General features: G+C 44.5%; 11 protein-coding genes. 9 read left to right on the top strand and 2 right to left on the bottom strand.

Translation table 11 applies throughout. The features are described from left to right. Positions 1–19: 19 nt before the first annotated feature. Both ACSAJE_RS06205 and ACSAJE_RS06200 read right to left on the bottom strand, forming a co-directional pair. The gene (locus tag ACSAJE_RS06205; protein WP_458009969.1) at positions 20–2,476 is read right to left on the bottom strand and encodes an ATP-dependent helicase; all 2,457 of its coding nucleotides are present in this window, start codon (positions 2,474–2,476) and stop codon (positions 20–22) included. A gap of 18 nt (positions 2,477–2,494) precedes the next feature. Continuing rightward, positions 2,495–3,361 carry a prephenate dehydrogenase gene (locus ACSAJE_RS06200; RefSeq protein WP_118507904.1) on the bottom strand — a complete coding sequence of 289 codons (867 nt, stop codon included), beginning with the start codon at positions 3,359–3,361 and terminating at the stop codon, positions 2,495–2,497. Positions 3,362–3,599: 238 nt separating this feature from the next. Here ACSAJE_RS06200 and ACSAJE_RS06195 point away from each other — a divergent pair, with 238 nt between their 5' ends. The 9 genes from ACSAJE_RS06195 to ACSAJE_RS06155 all read left to right on the top strand — a co-directional run bounded on the left by ACSAJE_RS06195 (position 3,600) and on the right by ACSAJE_RS06155 (position 16,877). Further along, positions 3,600–6,398, top strand: coding sequence for a transglycosylase domain-containing protein (locus ACSAJE_RS06195; RefSeq protein WP_458009968.1), 2,799 nt, complete (start codon positions 3,600–3,602; stop codon positions 6,396–6,398). A 31-nt stretch (positions 6,399–6,429) separates the two neighbouring features. Continuing rightward, positions 6,430–7,314 (top strand): hypothetical protein, encoded by an 885-nt coding sequence (locus ACSAJE_RS06190; RefSeq protein WP_458009967.1) that lies wholly within the window; start codon positions 6,430–6,432, stop codon positions 7,312–7,314. Positions 7,315–7,578: 264 nt separating this feature from the next. Then, a complete protein-coding gene (locus ACSAJE_RS06185) occupies positions 7,579–8,277 on the top strand; it encodes an ABC transporter ATP-binding protein (protein WP_022026177.1) in 699 nt (232 codons plus the stop codon). 15 nt (positions 8,278–8,292) lie between these two features. Then, a complete protein-coding gene (locus ACSAJE_RS06180) occupies positions 8,293–10,635 on the top strand; it encodes an FtsX-like permease family protein (protein WP_458009966.1) in 2,343 nt (780 codons plus the stop codon). A 101-nt stretch (positions 10,636–10,736) separates the two neighbouring features. Then, a complete protein-coding gene (locus tag ACSAJE_RS06175; protein WP_182448166.1) occupies positions 10,737–11,807 on the top strand; it encodes a sensor histidine kinase in 1,071 nt (356 codons plus the stop codon). Between the two features lie 2 nt (positions 11,808–11,809). Then, positions 11,810–13,120, top strand: a complete 1,311-nt coding sequence (locus ACSAJE_RS06170) for a recombinase family protein (RefSeq protein ID WP_118689890.1) — start codon at positions 11,810–11,812, stop codon at positions 13,118–13,120. 23 nt (positions 13,121–13,143) lie between these two features. After that, positions 13,144–14,661: a Y-family DNA polymerase gene (locus ACSAJE_RS06165; protein WP_118508106.1), complete on the top strand. Its 1,518-nt coding sequence runs from the start codon at positions 13,144–13,146 to the stop codon at positions 14,659–14,661. Further along, positions 14,654–15,130, top strand: coding sequence for a hypothetical protein (locus tag ACSAJE_RS06160; RefSeq protein WP_458009965.1), 477 nt, complete (start codon positions 14,654–14,656; stop codon positions 15,128–15,130). Before ACSAJE_RS06165 ends, ACSAJE_RS06160 begins: the two co-directional genes overlap by 8 nt. A 43-nt stretch (positions 15,131–15,173) precedes the next feature. Continuing rightward, positions 15,174–16,877 carry a S8 family peptidase gene (locus tag ACSAJE_RS06155; protein ID WP_458009964.1) on the top strand — a complete coding sequence of 568 codons (1,704 nt, stop codon included), beginning with the start codon at positions 15,174–15,176 and terminating at the stop codon, positions 16,875–16,877. Positions 16,878–16,888 lie beyond the last annotated feature (11 nt).

Raw genomic sequence — 16,888 nt, 5'->3', positions numbered from 1 at the left:
CACATCACACGTGCAATATCTATATTTTTTTAAGTTTCGCAAAGGAAGCCATCATGCGCCTGGTTGAGCCATTATCGAAGTCGACAGTCACTTCGTGATCCCCATTTTTTTCCTTGAGAGCAATTACGGTTCCCTCACCAAATTTTTTGTGTTTGATGCGGTCACCCTCACCGTAGGACAGTGTGCCGGATGTGGTCTTGCCGCTATTTCCTTTGTCAAATATCGAGCTGTCCCGCAGAGAGGATCCTTTGGAACGATAAATATCTCCAGCCTGGGAAGAGCTTCCGATCCCTTTGCGGATCAATGGATTGCCGGCAAACAGGTCAGCTCCGGAACTGCGTCTGACTGCCTGTTTGGCACTTCGTTCTGCCATAGGATCCCAAGTAGATGACGCATTTGTGCGTACATTTGGAAGTTCGTTCATGCGAACCTGATGATACGACTGCCTGCGGCTTTCAGTAAAGGAATTGCCGCTAAAAGGAGAGGAAGCAGTTCGGGAACTGTCCTGAAAAGCATCTCCATTTTGCTTGAGCAGATACCGCGGGATTTCATTCAGGAATGAAGATGGACGGTTGTATTGCTGCTCACCATTGCGAAAACGGCTTCGTGCACAGCTTAGCGATAATTTCTGTTTGGCGCGGGTAATACCGACATAACATAAGCGTCGTTCTTCCTCCATTTCCTCCGGGTCATCGCCCATGACAGCAGCATATCCCGGGAAAATACCATCTTCCATGCCGACCAGATATACGTAAGGAAATTCCAATCCTTTCGCACTATGTAATGTCATAAGTAACACCATGTTGTTGTCATCGTCTACCGTGTCAATATCTGCAACAAGAGCAACTTCCTCCAAAAATCCGCTGAGCGTTGGCTCCTCTTCACAGTTTTCCTCATAAGTGACCACTTTATTAATGAACTCTTCGATATTTTCAATACGTCCGTTGGCTTCCTCGGTATCCTCTTCCTCCAGCAGGCGGACATAACCGGTTTCTTCGATGATCTCACGGATCAGATCTTCCAAGCTATACTCGGGAGATGCTAAATGCCGCTTGAACGATTCGATCAGACTGACAAAACTGCCCAGCTTGCCGGCGCTGCGTTTGATGCCGTCAATGTATTCGTAGTTTTGCAAAGCACCGTAAAAACTGGTCTCGTGCGTGAGTGCATAGTCGGCTACCCGGTCGATCGTCGTAAGACCAATGCCGCGCTTCGGCACATTGATGATTCGTTTTACGGAAATATCATCTAAACCGTTTTCCACCGTGCGCAAATATGCCAACAGATCCTTGATCTCACGGCGTTGGTAGAAGTTTACCGCACCGACAATACGATATGGGATATTGGCCGTCACCAGTTTTTCCTCCAATACACGAGACTGTGCATTCGTACGATACAAAATGGCAAAGTCCTTGTAGTCTGCTTCGCCGGTCTGTACAGCGTAAGAGATACCGTCGGTAACAGCCTCCGCTTCTTCATATTCATTACCATATTGCGCAAAATAGATCGGATCACCTTTTTCCTGGTCTGTCCAAAGCGCTTTATCCTTACGCATGGAGTTATGACTGATCACAGCGTTTGCCGCATCCAAAATATTTTGGGTGCTTCGATAGTTTTTCTCCAGCTTGATCACTTTAGCGTCAGGATATTCGGTCTCAAAGTTCAGGATATTATATATATTGGCACCACGGAATTTGTAGATAGACTGGTCATCGTCACCGACAACGCACAGATTCTGCTCGCGTCTGCCATCTTCTCCGGTAGAGTCAGCCAACAGGCGTACAAGCTCAAATTGAGCTGTGTTAGTATCCTGATACTCATCGACCATAATATAGCGGAAACGGTTTTGGTAATAGTCCAGGATTTCCGGGTTATCCTGCAATAGCTGAATAGTCTTCACGATGAGATCATCGAAATCCAATGCATTTGAGTCGCGAAGACGTTTTTCGTATTCCCGATAAGCTCTGGCATATATTTCTTTGAGATAGTCACCGGCAGCACGGCGTTCATATTCTTCCGGAGTGATCATCTCATCTTTGGCAGATGAGATAGCACCGAGTACACTACGTTCTTTGAACTTTTTGGGGTCTAACTGCAGATATTTCAAAATATCCCGCATTAATGTCCGTTGGTCGTCTGCGTCATAGATCGTGAAACTTCTCGAATAACCGAGAGCTTCAATATGGCGGCGCAGTATGCGCACACATGCGGAGTGGAAGGTGCTGACCCATATGTATTCTGCACCGGAAGTAACAATATTATCAACTCGCTCACGCATTTCTCCGGCAGCTTTATTGGTAAAGGTAATGGCAAGGATGTTCCAAGGGTTGACGCCATATTCCTCGATCAAATAGGCGATACGGTGTGTCAATACGCGGGTTTTGCCGGACCCTGCACCTGCTAAGATCAGAAGTGGTCCCTTAAAATGTTTAACTGCTTGCTCCTGCTCAGGATTTAATCCTTCTAATACGTTCATTCGTCACCAAGCCTTTCTTTAGAATCGAATATGATCGCGGTAATTCTTTGCCGCTTCAAAAAAATGCATTAGTCCATCTTTGTCGCCGTCAGCAATCTGTTGTTTGGCAGCGGTCAAAATTTCTATATATTTATCTAAAAAACTGCATATTTTGTCGGAGTTGGTCAGACAGATATTCTGCCACATTTCCGGGGAAGAGGAAGAGATTCGCGTCGTTGTGTGAAATCCTCCTGCCGCCAGTGTGCCGTAGGTACCGTCTTCATCAAGGGCAGCAACCGCATTGACCAGTGCCGCAGATATTACATGTGGACCGTGGCTGATACCGGCTACTACGGCATCGTGATAATCCGGGTCGAGCAAAATACAGTGTGATCCGATGTCGTGAATGAATTGTTTCATCCATGCAACATATTCCGGTCTGCTTTCTGCAAACGGTGTTAAAATATAGTATTTATCACGGAAAAATGCAGATTCAGAATGTTCATAACCGGTCTTTTCAGAGCCGGTCATTGGGTGCCCGCCTACAAACTGCTCACAGAGACCATGTTCTCTGACTGCAGCAAGAATATCGCTTTTGACACTGCCAACGTCTGTCAGCAGGCAGTCTTTGGAAAGATAGGGAAGCAACTTATCCAAATAGGCGATATTTTTGATGACAGGTGCGCATAGAAAAATACAGTCACAGTCAGCAAAATCAGCGAGATCTGTTGTGATCTTGTCTAAAATCCCATCCATTGCAGCCAATTCGAGGCGCGGGTGTGGTTTGGTAATATAGTAATTGTATGCCATAAGTTCACTGTCCGGATACTGTTCGCGCAGTGCATGTGCTACGGAGCCGCCAATTAATCCGAAACCAATAAATCCAAAATGGTGCATCGTTGTCATAATAATTTTTACATTCCTTTCAATAGAAACATATGTTTGCGTTCTGTTCTATTTTATATGACGATAGTGAGCGTGTCAACTTGAATTATTGCATAAAAGCAAGTATAATGTTTCTTGTCATGCTCTGTCCTAAAATTTGGATAGCATAGGATGGACTGTCTTGTGATCTGAATGGAAAGACGATACTGCAGACTGAGACAGCAGAGTAAAGAATATACTTGGAAAGGCAAGGAAATTTATGAAGCAACTAAAGAAATATATCGGTGGAGCCGGCGATGTGTTGGGCATAATCGGAAAGACTTTAGGAAGTTATTTAGGAGTTGTTTCCAATATAGCGGGGACGATCATCGGCATTTTTGCGACGGTATTGGTAATTGCGGGTATTGTGGGATTATGCCTGTATGTGAAGTTTTTGCCGATGTTTACCGAAGCCAGAGAGACGGTATTCGACAAGTTAGTCAATATGAGCGAAGATGACTTCGTGATGAAAGAAGATACCGTTGTTTACGACAAAGATGGTAAACTGGTCGGTTCTGTAAACGCAGGAAGATATAAATATGCGGAGATCAAAAGTATTTCTCCATATTTGTATAATGGTTATATCGCTGTGGAAGATAAGCGTTTTAAGACACACGGCGGTGTGGATCTGCTTGCAACGATGCGTGCCGGCGTTGCGTTAGTCAAAAATGGCGGAGACATCAAGCAGGGCGGTAGTACGATCACACAGCAGGTGATCAAAAACAATTTATTGACACAGGAAAAGAGTTATACACGTAAAATGATCGAAATTATGCTGGCACCAACGGTGGAACAAAAGTTCACCAAAGACAAGATCATGGAATTTTACTGTAATAGTAATTATTACGGGAACCGCTGTTATGGTGTAGGGGCAGCGAGTGAATATTATTTTGGAAAATCAGCGGCAGATCTCGAGCCGTATGAGGCAGCAATTCTGATTGGTCTGTCCAATAATCCATCTGCCTATGACCCGGTGAATAAACCGGAAGCGGCATTAAAGAAACGGAACGAAGTACTTAAAAAGATGTACGATGAACAGGTGATTACACAGAAGCAGTATGATAGTTCTGTCAAAAAGAAGATCAAGATCCAGCAGTTGACCAAAGACGGTACGAATGAAAGTTATGTGGTAAGTTATGCAATCCATTGTGCTGCGCTGGCTCTGATGGAAAAGGAAGATTTCAAATTCCAGTATACGTTTAAGAACAAAGAGGACTACGAGAGTTACAACGAGAAATACAGCAATCTGTACAGCCAGAAGACCAACGACATCCGTGAGGGTGGATACAAACTGTATACGGCAATTGATATGAAAAAGCAGAAAAAGCTGCAAAAAGCTGTTGATAAGGGACTTGCCTACAGCAAAGAGAAAAACTCGGACAAGACAAAGTATGCACTGCAGGGAGCAGCGGTCTGTGTAGATAACTCCACCAATTATGTTGTGGCGATCGTCGGTGGCCGTGGCACGAAGGATTCCTATAACCGTGCTTATTTATCAGCACGACAGTCCGGTAGTTCGATCAAACCATTGATCGATTATACGCCTGCCTTTGAAACAGGAGCCTATTCACCATCTACTGTTGTAAATGACCAGCCGATTGAAAACGGACCGAAGAATTCCGGCGGCGGTTATCGTGGCAGTCTGCATTTGCGTGAGGCGGTACAGCGTTCGATCAATACGATTGCATGGCAGGTATTAGAAAAGATCACACCGAAATATGGTATGTCTTTCTTAGATAAAATGCATTTTCATAATTTGAGTTATGTGGATAATGACAATTTATCGTTATCGCTCGGCGGATTTACCGAAGGTGTCCGCGTAGTCGATATGGCAAAGGGCTTTTCAACACTTGCCAACAACGGAAGCTATAGTGAAAAAACCTGTATTCAAAAAATAGAACATGTATCAGACGGAACGGTATATAAGAGCTCTAATGATACGACACAGGTATATACTGAAGATGCGGCTTGGATGATGACAGATGTATTGAAAGGTGTTTTGAATGAGCCGTATGGTACCGGACGTTCTCTCAAATTAGACAATGGTCAGATCGCAGCCGGTAAGACCGGAACGACCAACTCCAGCAAAGATGTATGGTTCTGTGGATATACCAAATATTATACAACTGTAGTATGGGCCGGCTATGACACGCCGAGAGCTATGCCGGGCGTATATGGTGCATCTGTTCCGGGAGGTATTTGGAAGAACTTCATGAATCAGATCCATAAAAATAAGAAGCCACAGGATTTTACGGCACCATCGGGTATTTGTCTTGCAAAGTATGACGGCAAGGGAAATATGATCAAAGGAACAGAAAGCACGGATCTGAAGCGTACATCGGGCAGAGACTTCTTCTCGATAACGATCCTGAAAGCAAAGGCAGCGTATGCGGACAACCTGGAAGAGGCATCCTATGAGAAAAAAGTTCGTCGTAAGCTGGAAACATTTGAAAAGCTGACAATTCAGAGTATGGCAGATTACTATACGTTAGAAATCAGTTATCAGGAGCTTCGCGATATGATCTCTTCAATTGAGGATGATGATATCCGCAAATCATATGCGACGCGTGCGAAGAACAAATATGATTCGCTGAAAGACGAGACTGTAAAGTGGAAAGATGTTGTGAAAGCATATGAAGAGCAGCAGAAGGAGTCTAATGCAGAACTGGCCCGTGAAAAGAAAACGGCGTCAAAGAATGCAAGAAATAAACAGCTTCGCAAAACCAGGGTTGCGCTTGCTAATACAAGATTGAAGGCATTACGTGGCTATGATTATCAGCCGGACAACATGGTGACCCTGTTAGAAAAAGCCAAGAGTGCGGTAGAGGCATGCAGGGGATATTCAGAATATGCAAGCTTAAACAGCAAATACCAGACTTACCGTACCGAATTATATATGTTGCCAACGAAAGCGGAATATGATGCACAGAATAATCACCATACTCCGGGAACCACAAGTATACCACAAGCGACAGCAACACCAATGCCGACAGTAACGGCTCAGGCTGGTGCACAGTAGAAATTGGAAATCGGAAGAAAAGAGGACATATATGGCAGAAGATAGAAGAGAGCAGGAATTGCGCGCGGCGGCAAAACAGCTTGCCGGGGTACAGAGACAACATCGGCCGGATCAGACAGCAGCCGCACGATCACAGGCGGGCCAGAAAGCACAGCCACAGAGAGCAGCGCAGCAAGCGACAACTCAGACAGCAACCGCACGATCACAGGCGGGCCAGAAAGCACAGCCGCAGAGAACAGCCCAGCAGGCGACAGCTCAGACAGCAAATTCCAACGGTAGCGGAAAGGCTCTGTCCGGGCAGCAGATACAGCAGATGCGGACGACAAATACACCTGCGAAAGAATCCATGTCACAGACAAAGCAGATCCAACATCAGTTGGAACAAGAAGTCGCAGATATTATGGATGCAGAATCCTTTGCGGATCTCGTCTTTATTGATCCGGATCCGTTGCCGGAAACGTCCAAGAAGGAAGAAGGTCGTACCGGTTTCTTTGCAAAGAGAAACAAAGAGACAGATGCAGCCACAAAAGCACAGACACCACAGGAAAAAGATAAGGAGACAGTCGTTTCTGCAGGGCATACCGGATATAGGGAGACAGCTGTAGACAAGACGACGGAACAGGCGCAAGAATCGGATAAACAGGAAGAACAGATCGAGAAACTTCAGAAATGGGGCAGGATCGGTCAGTGGTTTCAGACTTTTTGCTGGATGCATATTCCGATTTTTGGATTTTGGTATATGGTTGTACTGGCTGTTCGTAAGCGGACGCCGGAAGAAAAGAAAACCTTCGCCCGAGCCTATGTATTGTACCGAGTGCTTGTGATGCTGTTGGCGCTTACCATTTTGTATGTGTTCTATCGAATGGGACTGAGTTTCGTAGAACAGATCCTTGCCTACATTGATATGCACTCCTAAAAATTGCTATAGTTTTTTGGAACGCAGGATAATTTACTTTACAATATATTTTAAGTAGCAGACGCTTATTGAGAAAAAATATCAATAAGCGTCTGTACTTTTTTTAGGAAAACCGTTATTCTATAGTATGGTTAGTGCAAACTAACCGACTTGAGTCTTACCGGTCAAACAATATGAAGAGGTCATAAGCAATATATGATCTCGGTATATCAGGGATGTTTTGCGTGACTGGTGCTGTATAGAAGAAAGGTATGGTAAACGAATATGTTTTTGGAAATTCATGATCTGAGAAAGGGATTTGGCGAGGGAGAAAATCGAACAGAGGTATTAAAAGGGATTTCGTTTGAAGTAGAGCGTGGAGAAATCTGTGTACTGCTCGGACCCTCCGGATCCGGAAAGTCCACTTTGCTCAATATTATAGGCGGGATCGATAATGCGGATGCAGGATATGTTGCTATTGACGGAGAGCGAACTGCAGACATGTCCGAGAAAGTATTGACATCATATCGGCGTAAACACTTGGGCTATGTGTTCCAAATGTATAATCTGATCCCGAATCTGAATGTCAAGGAAAATATAGAAGTGGGAGCTTATTTGAGTGACTCGCCGTTAGATATTGATGATCTTTTAAGGACATTGGGGTTGTATGAGCATCGTCATAAAGTGCCAAATCAGCTTTCCGGTGGTCAGCAGCAGAGAACGGCAATTGGCCGAGCAATTGTGAAAAACCCGGATATCCTTCTTTGTGATGAGCCGACAGGTGCCCTTGATTATAAAACGTCTAAGGAAATCCTCAAATTATTAGAGGACGTCAATCAGAAATACGGCAATACGATCATTATGGTTACTCATAACGATGCAATCAAGCAGATGGCAGACCGTGTGATCCGTTTTAAAGATGGGCAGATCCGCAAGGATTATCATAACGAAATAAAGATTCCGGCAGAAGAGCTTGATTGGTAAGAGAGGTGGGACGAGATGAAAAATCCATTAAACAGGCGTTTGCCAAGGGAGTTTAAAGGAGAAATGGGAAAATATATGGTGATTTTCCTGTTTATGATAATGACGATTGGATTCACATCCGGGTACTTTGTGGCAAACAGCAGTATGCTGCAGGCAAGTGACGAAAGTTATGACAAATATAATATTGAAGATGGACATTTTGTTGTAAAGGATGAGATCTCAGCATCTTTACAGCGCAAATTGGAACAGGAAGATGTCAAAATATATAAGGATTTCTATAAGGAAGAAGCTGTCGATACGGATAATGATGGGAAGAGTGACGGATCGATCCGCGTGTTTGCAGAGCGGGAGAAGGTCAATCTTATCTGCGTGATGAAGGGAAGTATGCCAAAGGGTAAGGCTGAGATCGCTGTAGACCGCATGTATGCAGATAATAATGATATTGCCGTTGGAGACACGATCTGCATTGGTAACAGTAAAAAGAAAGTAAGCGGCTATGTTGCCTTGTCGGATTATAGTGCTCTTTTTTCGGATAACAGTGATATGATGTTTGACGCGACCAAGTTTGGTGTGGCGGTTATGACGAAGCAAGGCTATGATTCTCTCGCTAAAGAGCATGAAAATTATCAGTATGACTGGAAATATAATACGGCACCAAAAGATAAGAAACAGGAGCAGAAACAGTCGGAAGATTTTATTAATGCGTTGGCCGAAAAAACATTTCAGGCAGGTGTTACGATTTCCTTAGCATTACCGGCATACGCTAATCAGGCGATTCATTTTGCAAGTGATGATATCGGTGGTGATATGGGAATGATGATCGCGTTATTGTATATACTGATCGCTATTATGGCGTTCGTCTTTTCGGTAACGATCCGTCATACGATCACACGGGAGTCCGCAGTCATCGGTACATTACGCGCCTCCGGATACACCAAAGGAGAACTGATGCGTCATTACTTAGCGGTTCCGATGACTGTCACGTTTCTTGCCTGTGCACTTGGAAATGTACTTGGATACACGTATTTTAAGGGCATAGTAGCAGATATGTATTACGGCAGTTACAGTCTGCCGACTTATGTAACGATTTGGAATGCAAAGGCGTTCGTTATCACGACAGTGGTTCCGCTGATTATTATGCTGATCGTGAACGTGCTGTCACTGCAGAGTAAATTGCAATTATCTCCGTTGCGTTTCCTGCGCCGAGACCTTGACCGCAAAAAGAAAAAGAAAGCGATGCGTTTGCCGAAGTGGTCGTTTTTTAACCGTTTCCGTATTCGCGTGATCACACAAAACCGTTCCAGTTACATTACGTTGTTTGCCGGAATGTTATTTGCCAGTCTTCTGCTGTTGTTTGGTATGATGATGATTCCACTATTGTCTCATTACAAAAATGAAGTGGTAAACGGAATGCTTGCGGATTATCAATATGTTTTGAAAGCGCCCGTACGGACTTCAGATGATCAGGCAGAAAAATATTGCATGACCTCTCTGATATATAAAGGTTCCAAAGATGAGTCGATCAGCATTATGGGATTAGAACAAAACAGCAAATACTTTAAGCATAGACTGCCCGAAGATGGAGTTATGATCTCGGATAGTTTTGCAGAAAAATACGGTGTGAAAAAGGGAGACACCTTACAATTGCAGGATGAATATTCCGGTAAAAAGTATCGTTTCCGTGTAAAGGAAACCGTTGCCTACGCAGCGGGTCTGTCCGTATTTATGGATATTGACAAGTACCGTGATACGTTTGATGAAGAAGTGGATATGATGCAGCTTGCGATGAGTTATCCGGAAGTGCTGTTGGCGCAGCTTTCCACACCGGAAGAAAGTAAATATTTTACCGGGTATTTGTCGGATCGCAAATTGACGGATATTGACGAAAAATATGTGGATAGCTGCATTACTGTTGACGATATGACAAAGTTATCCAGACAGTTGGATGTTTCCATGGGATCTATGTTTCAAATGATCAATGTGTTTGCGGTATTGTTGGCGGTACTCCTGATCTATCTGCTCACCAAATTGATCTTGGAACGGAATACTACGTCCATTTCGATGGTTAAAATTCTCGGTTATGAAAATAAGGAGATCGCAAGGCTGTACCTGTTAGCGACCAGCTGGGTCGTAGCTCTCAGTACTCTGGTTGGTTTTGCCATAGCAACGTTATTTATGACCGTGATCTATAAAGCAATCATGATGGAATTTAACGGCTGGCTTACCTTATATTATTCACCGGATATTTATCCGAAAATGTTTGTTATGATCATGGTTTCTTATGCAGTTGTTGCAGCGACACAATATCATAAGATACAGAAGATCCCAATGGACGAAGCGTTGAAAAATGTCGAATAAAATGGATTATTTGCAACGGGTTGTTGACTTTATCCTTGTCACAGAGTATCCTAATGAAATAGATGATCATTAATACATGGATCAATAAAGGAGGACACTCAGTGCAAGAATTTGATATTAATATTTTTGCCAACAGCAGTCAGGCTTTCTGCATTGTCCGTGTTGATCTGGATGAAGGTGGAAAGCCTTTCTCATATACTCCGGTATTTTTCAATCAAGCTTTGATGAATCTGGTTCGTGTTGAAGAGGGACGAACAATAGAAGAACAGTGTCCTATGCTATTTCAAAATATGAATCCGCGGTGGCTGCGTATATTTTATAATGCAGCGTATGAAAATCATAAAAGTGAGATAGAGGATATTTCAGAAGAATATGGCAGATATATTCGTGTGCAATGTTTTTCTGCAGGCCTTGGATACTGTGCCTGCATCGTCAATGATATTTCCAAGCAGATGTTGACAGAACGTTTCAAAAGTGAATTATATGCGAATATTTCCCACGAAATCAGGACGCCTATGAATGCAATAGCGGGGATGTTATCTCTTATGTATATTCATTTGGAGGAACCGGATAAACTGGAACAATATCTGGAAAAGATTGCAGACTACGGCGATGACTTATTGAATATATTGGACAAAGTATTGGATATGAGCCAGATCGAACTCGGCAAAGTAACATTGGCAGATCAATTGTTTGATATGACAGAAATGATAGAATATGTTGCTGCACAATTACAGCCGGAAAGTACGGCGAAACGACAGCAGGTCAAGATCATAAGTGACGGACTGGTACATAAAAAAGTTGTTGGTGACAGGGGAAGAATACAGCAGATATTGCAGTATCTGATGGAGAATAGCGTGAAATTCACCCCGGAGCAGGGAATGATCACTGTTACCCTGACAGAACGTGCTGCACAGGATGGGAAATCCTGTTACGTTATGGAAGTAAAGGATAACGGAATGGGGATAGAGCCTGAATTTATGGAATATCTGTACGAACCGTTCTGCCGCTCGGAACGTGTGAAAAAGGCGCATATTCCGGGATGTGGTCTAGGATTAAAAATCGTGAATAGTATAGTAAAAATGATGCGGGGCAGTATTGATGTAGAAACGGACATTCAGCATGGTACGAGTGTAACCGTCATGATCGAGCTGCCGTATATGGATGAATAGAGATGGAAAATTTGGATGCAGGAGACAGACAGATTGCGATGTATTTACGCATTTCTAAACAGGATCGAACCGGTTCCAAAGAAGGCAGTATTGAGCATCAGAAAAAAATGATCTTAAATTGGCTGCATGACCAACAATTTCTACAGGAAGAGGAAAATGTTCCACAAAAAAGTTATTTGACAGATAATAAATGCAATCCAACGAATAAATATACGATAATTGAATATAAAGACGAGGGGTACAGTGGAATGACACAACGACGGCCCGCATATGAAAGGTTGTTGGCAGCAGTGTTGATGGGACGTGTGAAAGTGCTAGTGGTCAAGGATTTTTCTCGTTTATCCAGAGAATATTTAGTATTGGCAAGACTGCGTGAACAGGTAATGCCGGAATATCAGGTACGGTTGGTTTCATTAGGAGACGGATATGATAGTGATGACTATAAGTCCGCCGGATTTTGTGGAGGACTGGACATTTCCTTTCGAGAACTGTTTTATGAATATTATTGTCATGATATTTCCAGGAAAGTAAAAGGTGCACTTTGGGCTAAAAACGAGAGAGGGGATTATGTGTCCGCTAAAGTGCCATATGGATATCGAAAAGTAAACGGAATCTTAAAAATACAACCGGAGGAAGCAAAAGTCCTTCGGTTTTTATTTGAGCAGATCGCAGAGGGAATGACTTACAAAAATGCGGGGAAAATAGTAGGTATGGAGGCTGCAAGAGTATGGTATCTTGTGCATAATCCGGTTTACACCGGTTGTCATGTATGGCATCGTTATGAAAATCATATTGACCAGATCCGACGCACGGTCGTTGTGCCAAAAGAACAGTATTGTGTCCGTAAAAACGGACATGAGCCGATCGTATCCGAAGAATTGTTTCATGCAGTTGCCGGGCGTCAGTATTCCACAACGTCAAAGAAACGTCATATCTTCCATGGAATTACGAAATGCGGTCATTGTCAACGGGCTCTAGTGCGCAGACGGAGACATCCCGAAATGCTTTGCTGTCGTCATTGCGGTGAGGGAGAAAGCGAGCGAATCGATATTCAAACCCTATTACAACTATGTGGAGAGCAGTTATGTAAAGAATATAAAGATGATCCGGATTTTTGCGGGTGGGCTCGTATGATCTTGGGGGTCGGAACGGAGGCAGACGCGTTATCACACGCACCGGGGACCGATGGGACTATGTGGGAGAGGGAAGAACTGCGGAGAATTCTCTTAGAGGAAATGATCCAGAAGATTGAAGTGTGGCAGGACAAAAAAGTGTGCATTTATTGGAATTTCTGCTACAATAAACAAGAATGAGAAATGGAACGGAGGTGCTTGGTATGGCGGCAAAACGAACGTATATTGCAATTGATCTTAAGTCCTTTTATGCATCTGTGGAATGTGTCGAGAGAGGACTAAATCCATTGACTACCAATCTTGTTGTGGCTGACAAGAGCCGTACAGAGAAGACAATCTGTCTTGCGGTGTCACCGCCATTAAAAGCACATGGCATTTCCGGCAGAGCCAGATTATTTGAAGTGGTGCAGCGCGTCAAAGAGGTGAATGCCTTGCGCAGAAGGCAGGCACCGGGTCATAAGTTTACCGGGAAATCTGCACAGGCAGAGGAACTTCGTGAGTCACCGGAATTAGAACTGGATTACATTGTGGCGCCTCCGCGAATGGCATATTATTTAGAATACAGTACCAAAATTTATCAGATATATTTAAAATATGTAGCCCCGGAAGATATACATGTATATTCCATTGATGAAGTTTTTATGGATGTAACACATTATTTGAAAACGTATCAAAAGACACCGAGACAGCTTGCACAGCAAATGATCCAAGATGTATTGGAGAACACCGGGATTACAGCAACGGCAGGGATTGGAACGAATATGTATCTGTGCAAGATCGCAATGGATATTTTGGCAAAACATATCATTCCGGATGAGAATGGGGTGCGGATCGCCAGTCTGGATGAAATCTCGTATCGTAAGTTGTTGTGGTCGCATCAGCCGATCACGGATTTTTGGCGCGTCGGCGCCGGTTATGCGAAGAAACTGGCTGCGGAAGGCCTGTATACGATGGGAGATATTGCGAGGTGTTCATTAGGCAAGGGGACAGACTATTATAACGAAGATTTATTATACAAAATGTTTGGAGTCAATGCAGAGCTGTTGATCGATCATGCGTGGGGATATGAACCGTGTACGATCGCACAGGTAAAGGCGTATAAGCCATCGACGAACAGTATCAGTTCGGGACAGGTTTTGCAGGAACCGTATGATTTTGACAAGGCAAAGCTAGTGGTGCGGGAGATGACGGATCTGCTGGTGCTGGAGCTTGTAGATAAGCGTCTGGTGACCGATCAGATGGTATTAACGATAGGATATGATATTGATAATCTGCGTGATCAGAAGATAAAGTACGGCGGTAGTGTGACAACAGATCGATATGGACGCAAAGTGCCCAAACATGCTCATGGCACTGTTAATCTGCCGCAGAAGACTTCTTCAACCCGGGAGATCATGGAGGCTGTGAGCGGTCTGTATGACCGGATCGTAGATCCGAAGCTGCTGGTTCGTCGTATTACGGTCGTTGCAGCAAAGGTAATTGATGAGGCAGATATCCCCAAACAGGAATGCATACAGATGAGTTTGTTTGAGGATTATGAGGCGCAGGAAGTCAAACAGCAGCAGGACTCAGAAGCCAAACAAAAAGAACGTAATATGCAGGAAGCATTGCTTAAGATCAAGAAGAAATATGGCAAGAATGCAGTATTGCGTGGAATGAATTTTGAGGAGGGGGCAACGGCAAAGGACCGAAACCGCCAGATTGGAGGACATCGTGCTTGACCTTTTAGCACAAAATGAATTTTCGCAGGAATTTGCAGCGACGATCGAAGAGCAGGTTATGCAAAAATATGGCGATATTTTGTATCAAGAGCATCCGGTATCTGCCAATCATCTGCCAATGTCGGTCGACAACCGTGCTGCACAGTTTTCGCCGTTTGCCGCATTGACCGGACATGAAGAGGCGATACAGGAAACAGCGCGGCTGACAGACAGACGGCACGAAATGGATGAGGAGAGCACCAGACTGCTCAATGAGCGGTATCACGAGCTGTTAGAACGCTTTGCAGAGCAGCCGTGGATCTCGCTAACGTATTTTGTCCCGGATGACAGAAAAGAAGGCGGCAAATATGTAACCGTACAGAGCACCGTAAAAAAGATAAAAGAATATGAACGACAGCTTGTGCTGGCGGATGAACGCATTATATCGATGTCTGATATTGTTTCAATGCAGTTTTTGGATCGTCCCTAGCGATGCCAACGCACATAAGGTAAGGTAAAAGGAGGAATGGGTTATGCAGACTGTTATCGTACGTTATGAAGGGGCATTGGCGCAAAGCGTAGAACGGGAGATCCCGGGGGCTACAACTGTAGAACTATTTAATGAATATGGCGTGGTTACGATCCCGGATGGACAGCTTGAGACATTACGCGCCCTTCCTGAGGTAGAATATATCGAGCTGCCAAAACGTCTTTATTTTGATCTGGAGCGGGGAAGGAGTGTTTCCTGTCTGTCATCGGCGACATTGCCGGGTCAAAATGTGGAGGGATTGCAGGGAAAAGGTGTGCTGGTCGGTATTATTGATTCAGGAATTGATTATAGCCATCCGGATTTTATTCGTGACGATGGAACGAGCCGGATTGCATTTTGCTGGGATCAATCCGGGGAGCAGGAAGGGCGCGCCCCGGAAGGATTTTCGATCGGAGTAGAATATACAGCCGAGGACTTTGATAAAGCATTGCGGATGCCGGAAGAGAGACGGCGGGAGATCGTGGCTGTTGATGATCGTGTCCTGGGACATGGAACGGCAGTTGCAGGTGTGGCGGCGGGGAATGGAAGAGGATCTGTCAGTCGGCGGAATCGCGGCATAGCTACAGAAAGTGATTTGATCATCGTAAAACTGGCCGGAAGGGATGATGGATTTCCGAGAACGACAGAAGTGATGGAGGGCTTAGATTATGTTTTGCGTAAGGCGATCAGACTGCAGCAGCCGATCGCAGTCAACTTAAGTTTTGGCAATAATTATGGCCCTCATGACGGTCAGTCTTTGTTTGAAAATTATATTTCTGAATTGAATGGTGTTTGGAAAAATATGATCGTTGTGGCAGCAGGTAATGAGGGAAATGCAAGGCACCACACACAGGTGACGCTGCCCAAGGGGGATTTCCGGATATACGGAAATGGCGAGTTCGATGGCTCAAGAATGAATCCAGATAATTCTACAGAAGTAGAATTTGCTTTAGCAGAAGGAGAGAGAGCACTTACGATTCAATTGTGGAAATCCTATGTCGATCGTTTGGAATTATATGTGGTTTCACCATCCGGGGAGCGGTTCCGGATGCCGGAGGAAGGTACCGGTGTGCGGTATATGTTAGGTGGTGGCAGTACATTATCTATTGTACATGGCACGCCGACACCGTATACGATTTCACAGGAAATATATATGGAATGGACTGCCGGGGAGGGAGTTACCCTGCCTGCCGGTATATGGAGCATTGTTCTGTATCCGCGAGAAATTCGAGAGGGAGTATGTAATTTGTGGATGTCCGGGATAGAGGCAAGCGGCAGTCAGACCGGATTTTTAATGCCAGTCACGAATACCACGTTGACAATTCCTGCAACAGCAGATCGTATTGTTTCTGTGGGGGCGTATCAGACAGATACGATGGCAGTTGCCCCATTTTCGGGGAGAGGATTTACAGCTTCCGGGCAGGCTGCACCGACACTTGTAGCCCCGGGTGTAGATATCCTGACGGCTGCTCCCGGTGGGGGATATGCGAGACGCACGGGTACGTCGATTGCCGCCCCATTCGTGACAGGCGCAGCGGCATTATTAATGGAGTGGGGAATTGTTCGTGGCAATGATGTGGAATTGTATGGCGAAAAGGGAAAGGCTTATCTGATGCGCGGTGCCAAACCGCTGCCGGGGATCACAGATTATCCGGATGTGGCAGCAGGATATGGGGCACTTTGCGTAGAGCAGAGTATCCCTAAGTGATGTATTCAGTA

The organism is Jutongia sp. SJQ-6 (genome assembly GCF_054161275.1).
The sequence above is the reverse complement of the archived record's forward strand: the minus strand, read 5'-3'. Positions and strand labels throughout refer to the sequence as shown.

What these genes read in the sequence shown, in the direction of transcription:
- ACSAJE_RS06205 (WP_458009969.1), bottom strand. Translation starts at nt 2,476, where the DNA reads ATGAACGTATTAGAAGGATTAAATCCTGAGCAGGAGCAAGCAGTTAAA.
- ACSAJE_RS06200 (WP_118507904.1), bottom strand. Translation starts at nt 3,361, where the DNA reads ATGACAACGATGCACCATTTTGGATTTATTGGTTTCGGATTAATTGGC.
- ACSAJE_RS06195 (WP_458009968.1), top strand. Translation starts at nt 3,600, where the DNA reads ATGAAGCAACTAAAGAAATATATCGGTGGAGCCGGCGATGTGTTGGGC.
- ACSAJE_RS06190 (WP_458009967.1), top strand. Translation starts at nt 6,430, where the DNA reads ATGGCAGAAGATAGAAGAGAGCAGGAATTGCGCGCGGCGGCAAAACAG.
- ACSAJE_RS06185 (WP_022026177.1), top strand. Translation starts at nt 7,579, where the DNA reads ATGTTTTTGGAAATTCATGATCTGAGAAAGGGATTTGGCGAGGGAGAA.
- ACSAJE_RS06180 (WP_458009966.1), top strand. Translation starts at nt 8,293, where the DNA reads ATGAAAAATCCATTAAACAGGCGTTTGCCAAGGGAGTTTAAAGGAGAA.
- ACSAJE_RS06170 (WP_118689890.1), top strand. Translation starts at nt 11,810, where the DNA reads ATGGAAAATTTGGATGCAGGAGACAGACAGATTGCGATGTATTTACGC.
- ACSAJE_RS06165 (WP_118508106.1), top strand. Translation starts at nt 13,144, where the DNA reads ATGGCGGCAAAACGAACGTATATTGCAATTGATCTTAAGTCCTTTTAT.
- ACSAJE_RS06155 (WP_458009964.1), top strand. Translation starts at nt 15,174, where the DNA reads ATGCAGACTGTTATCGTACGTTATGAAGGGGCATTGGCGCAAAGCGTA.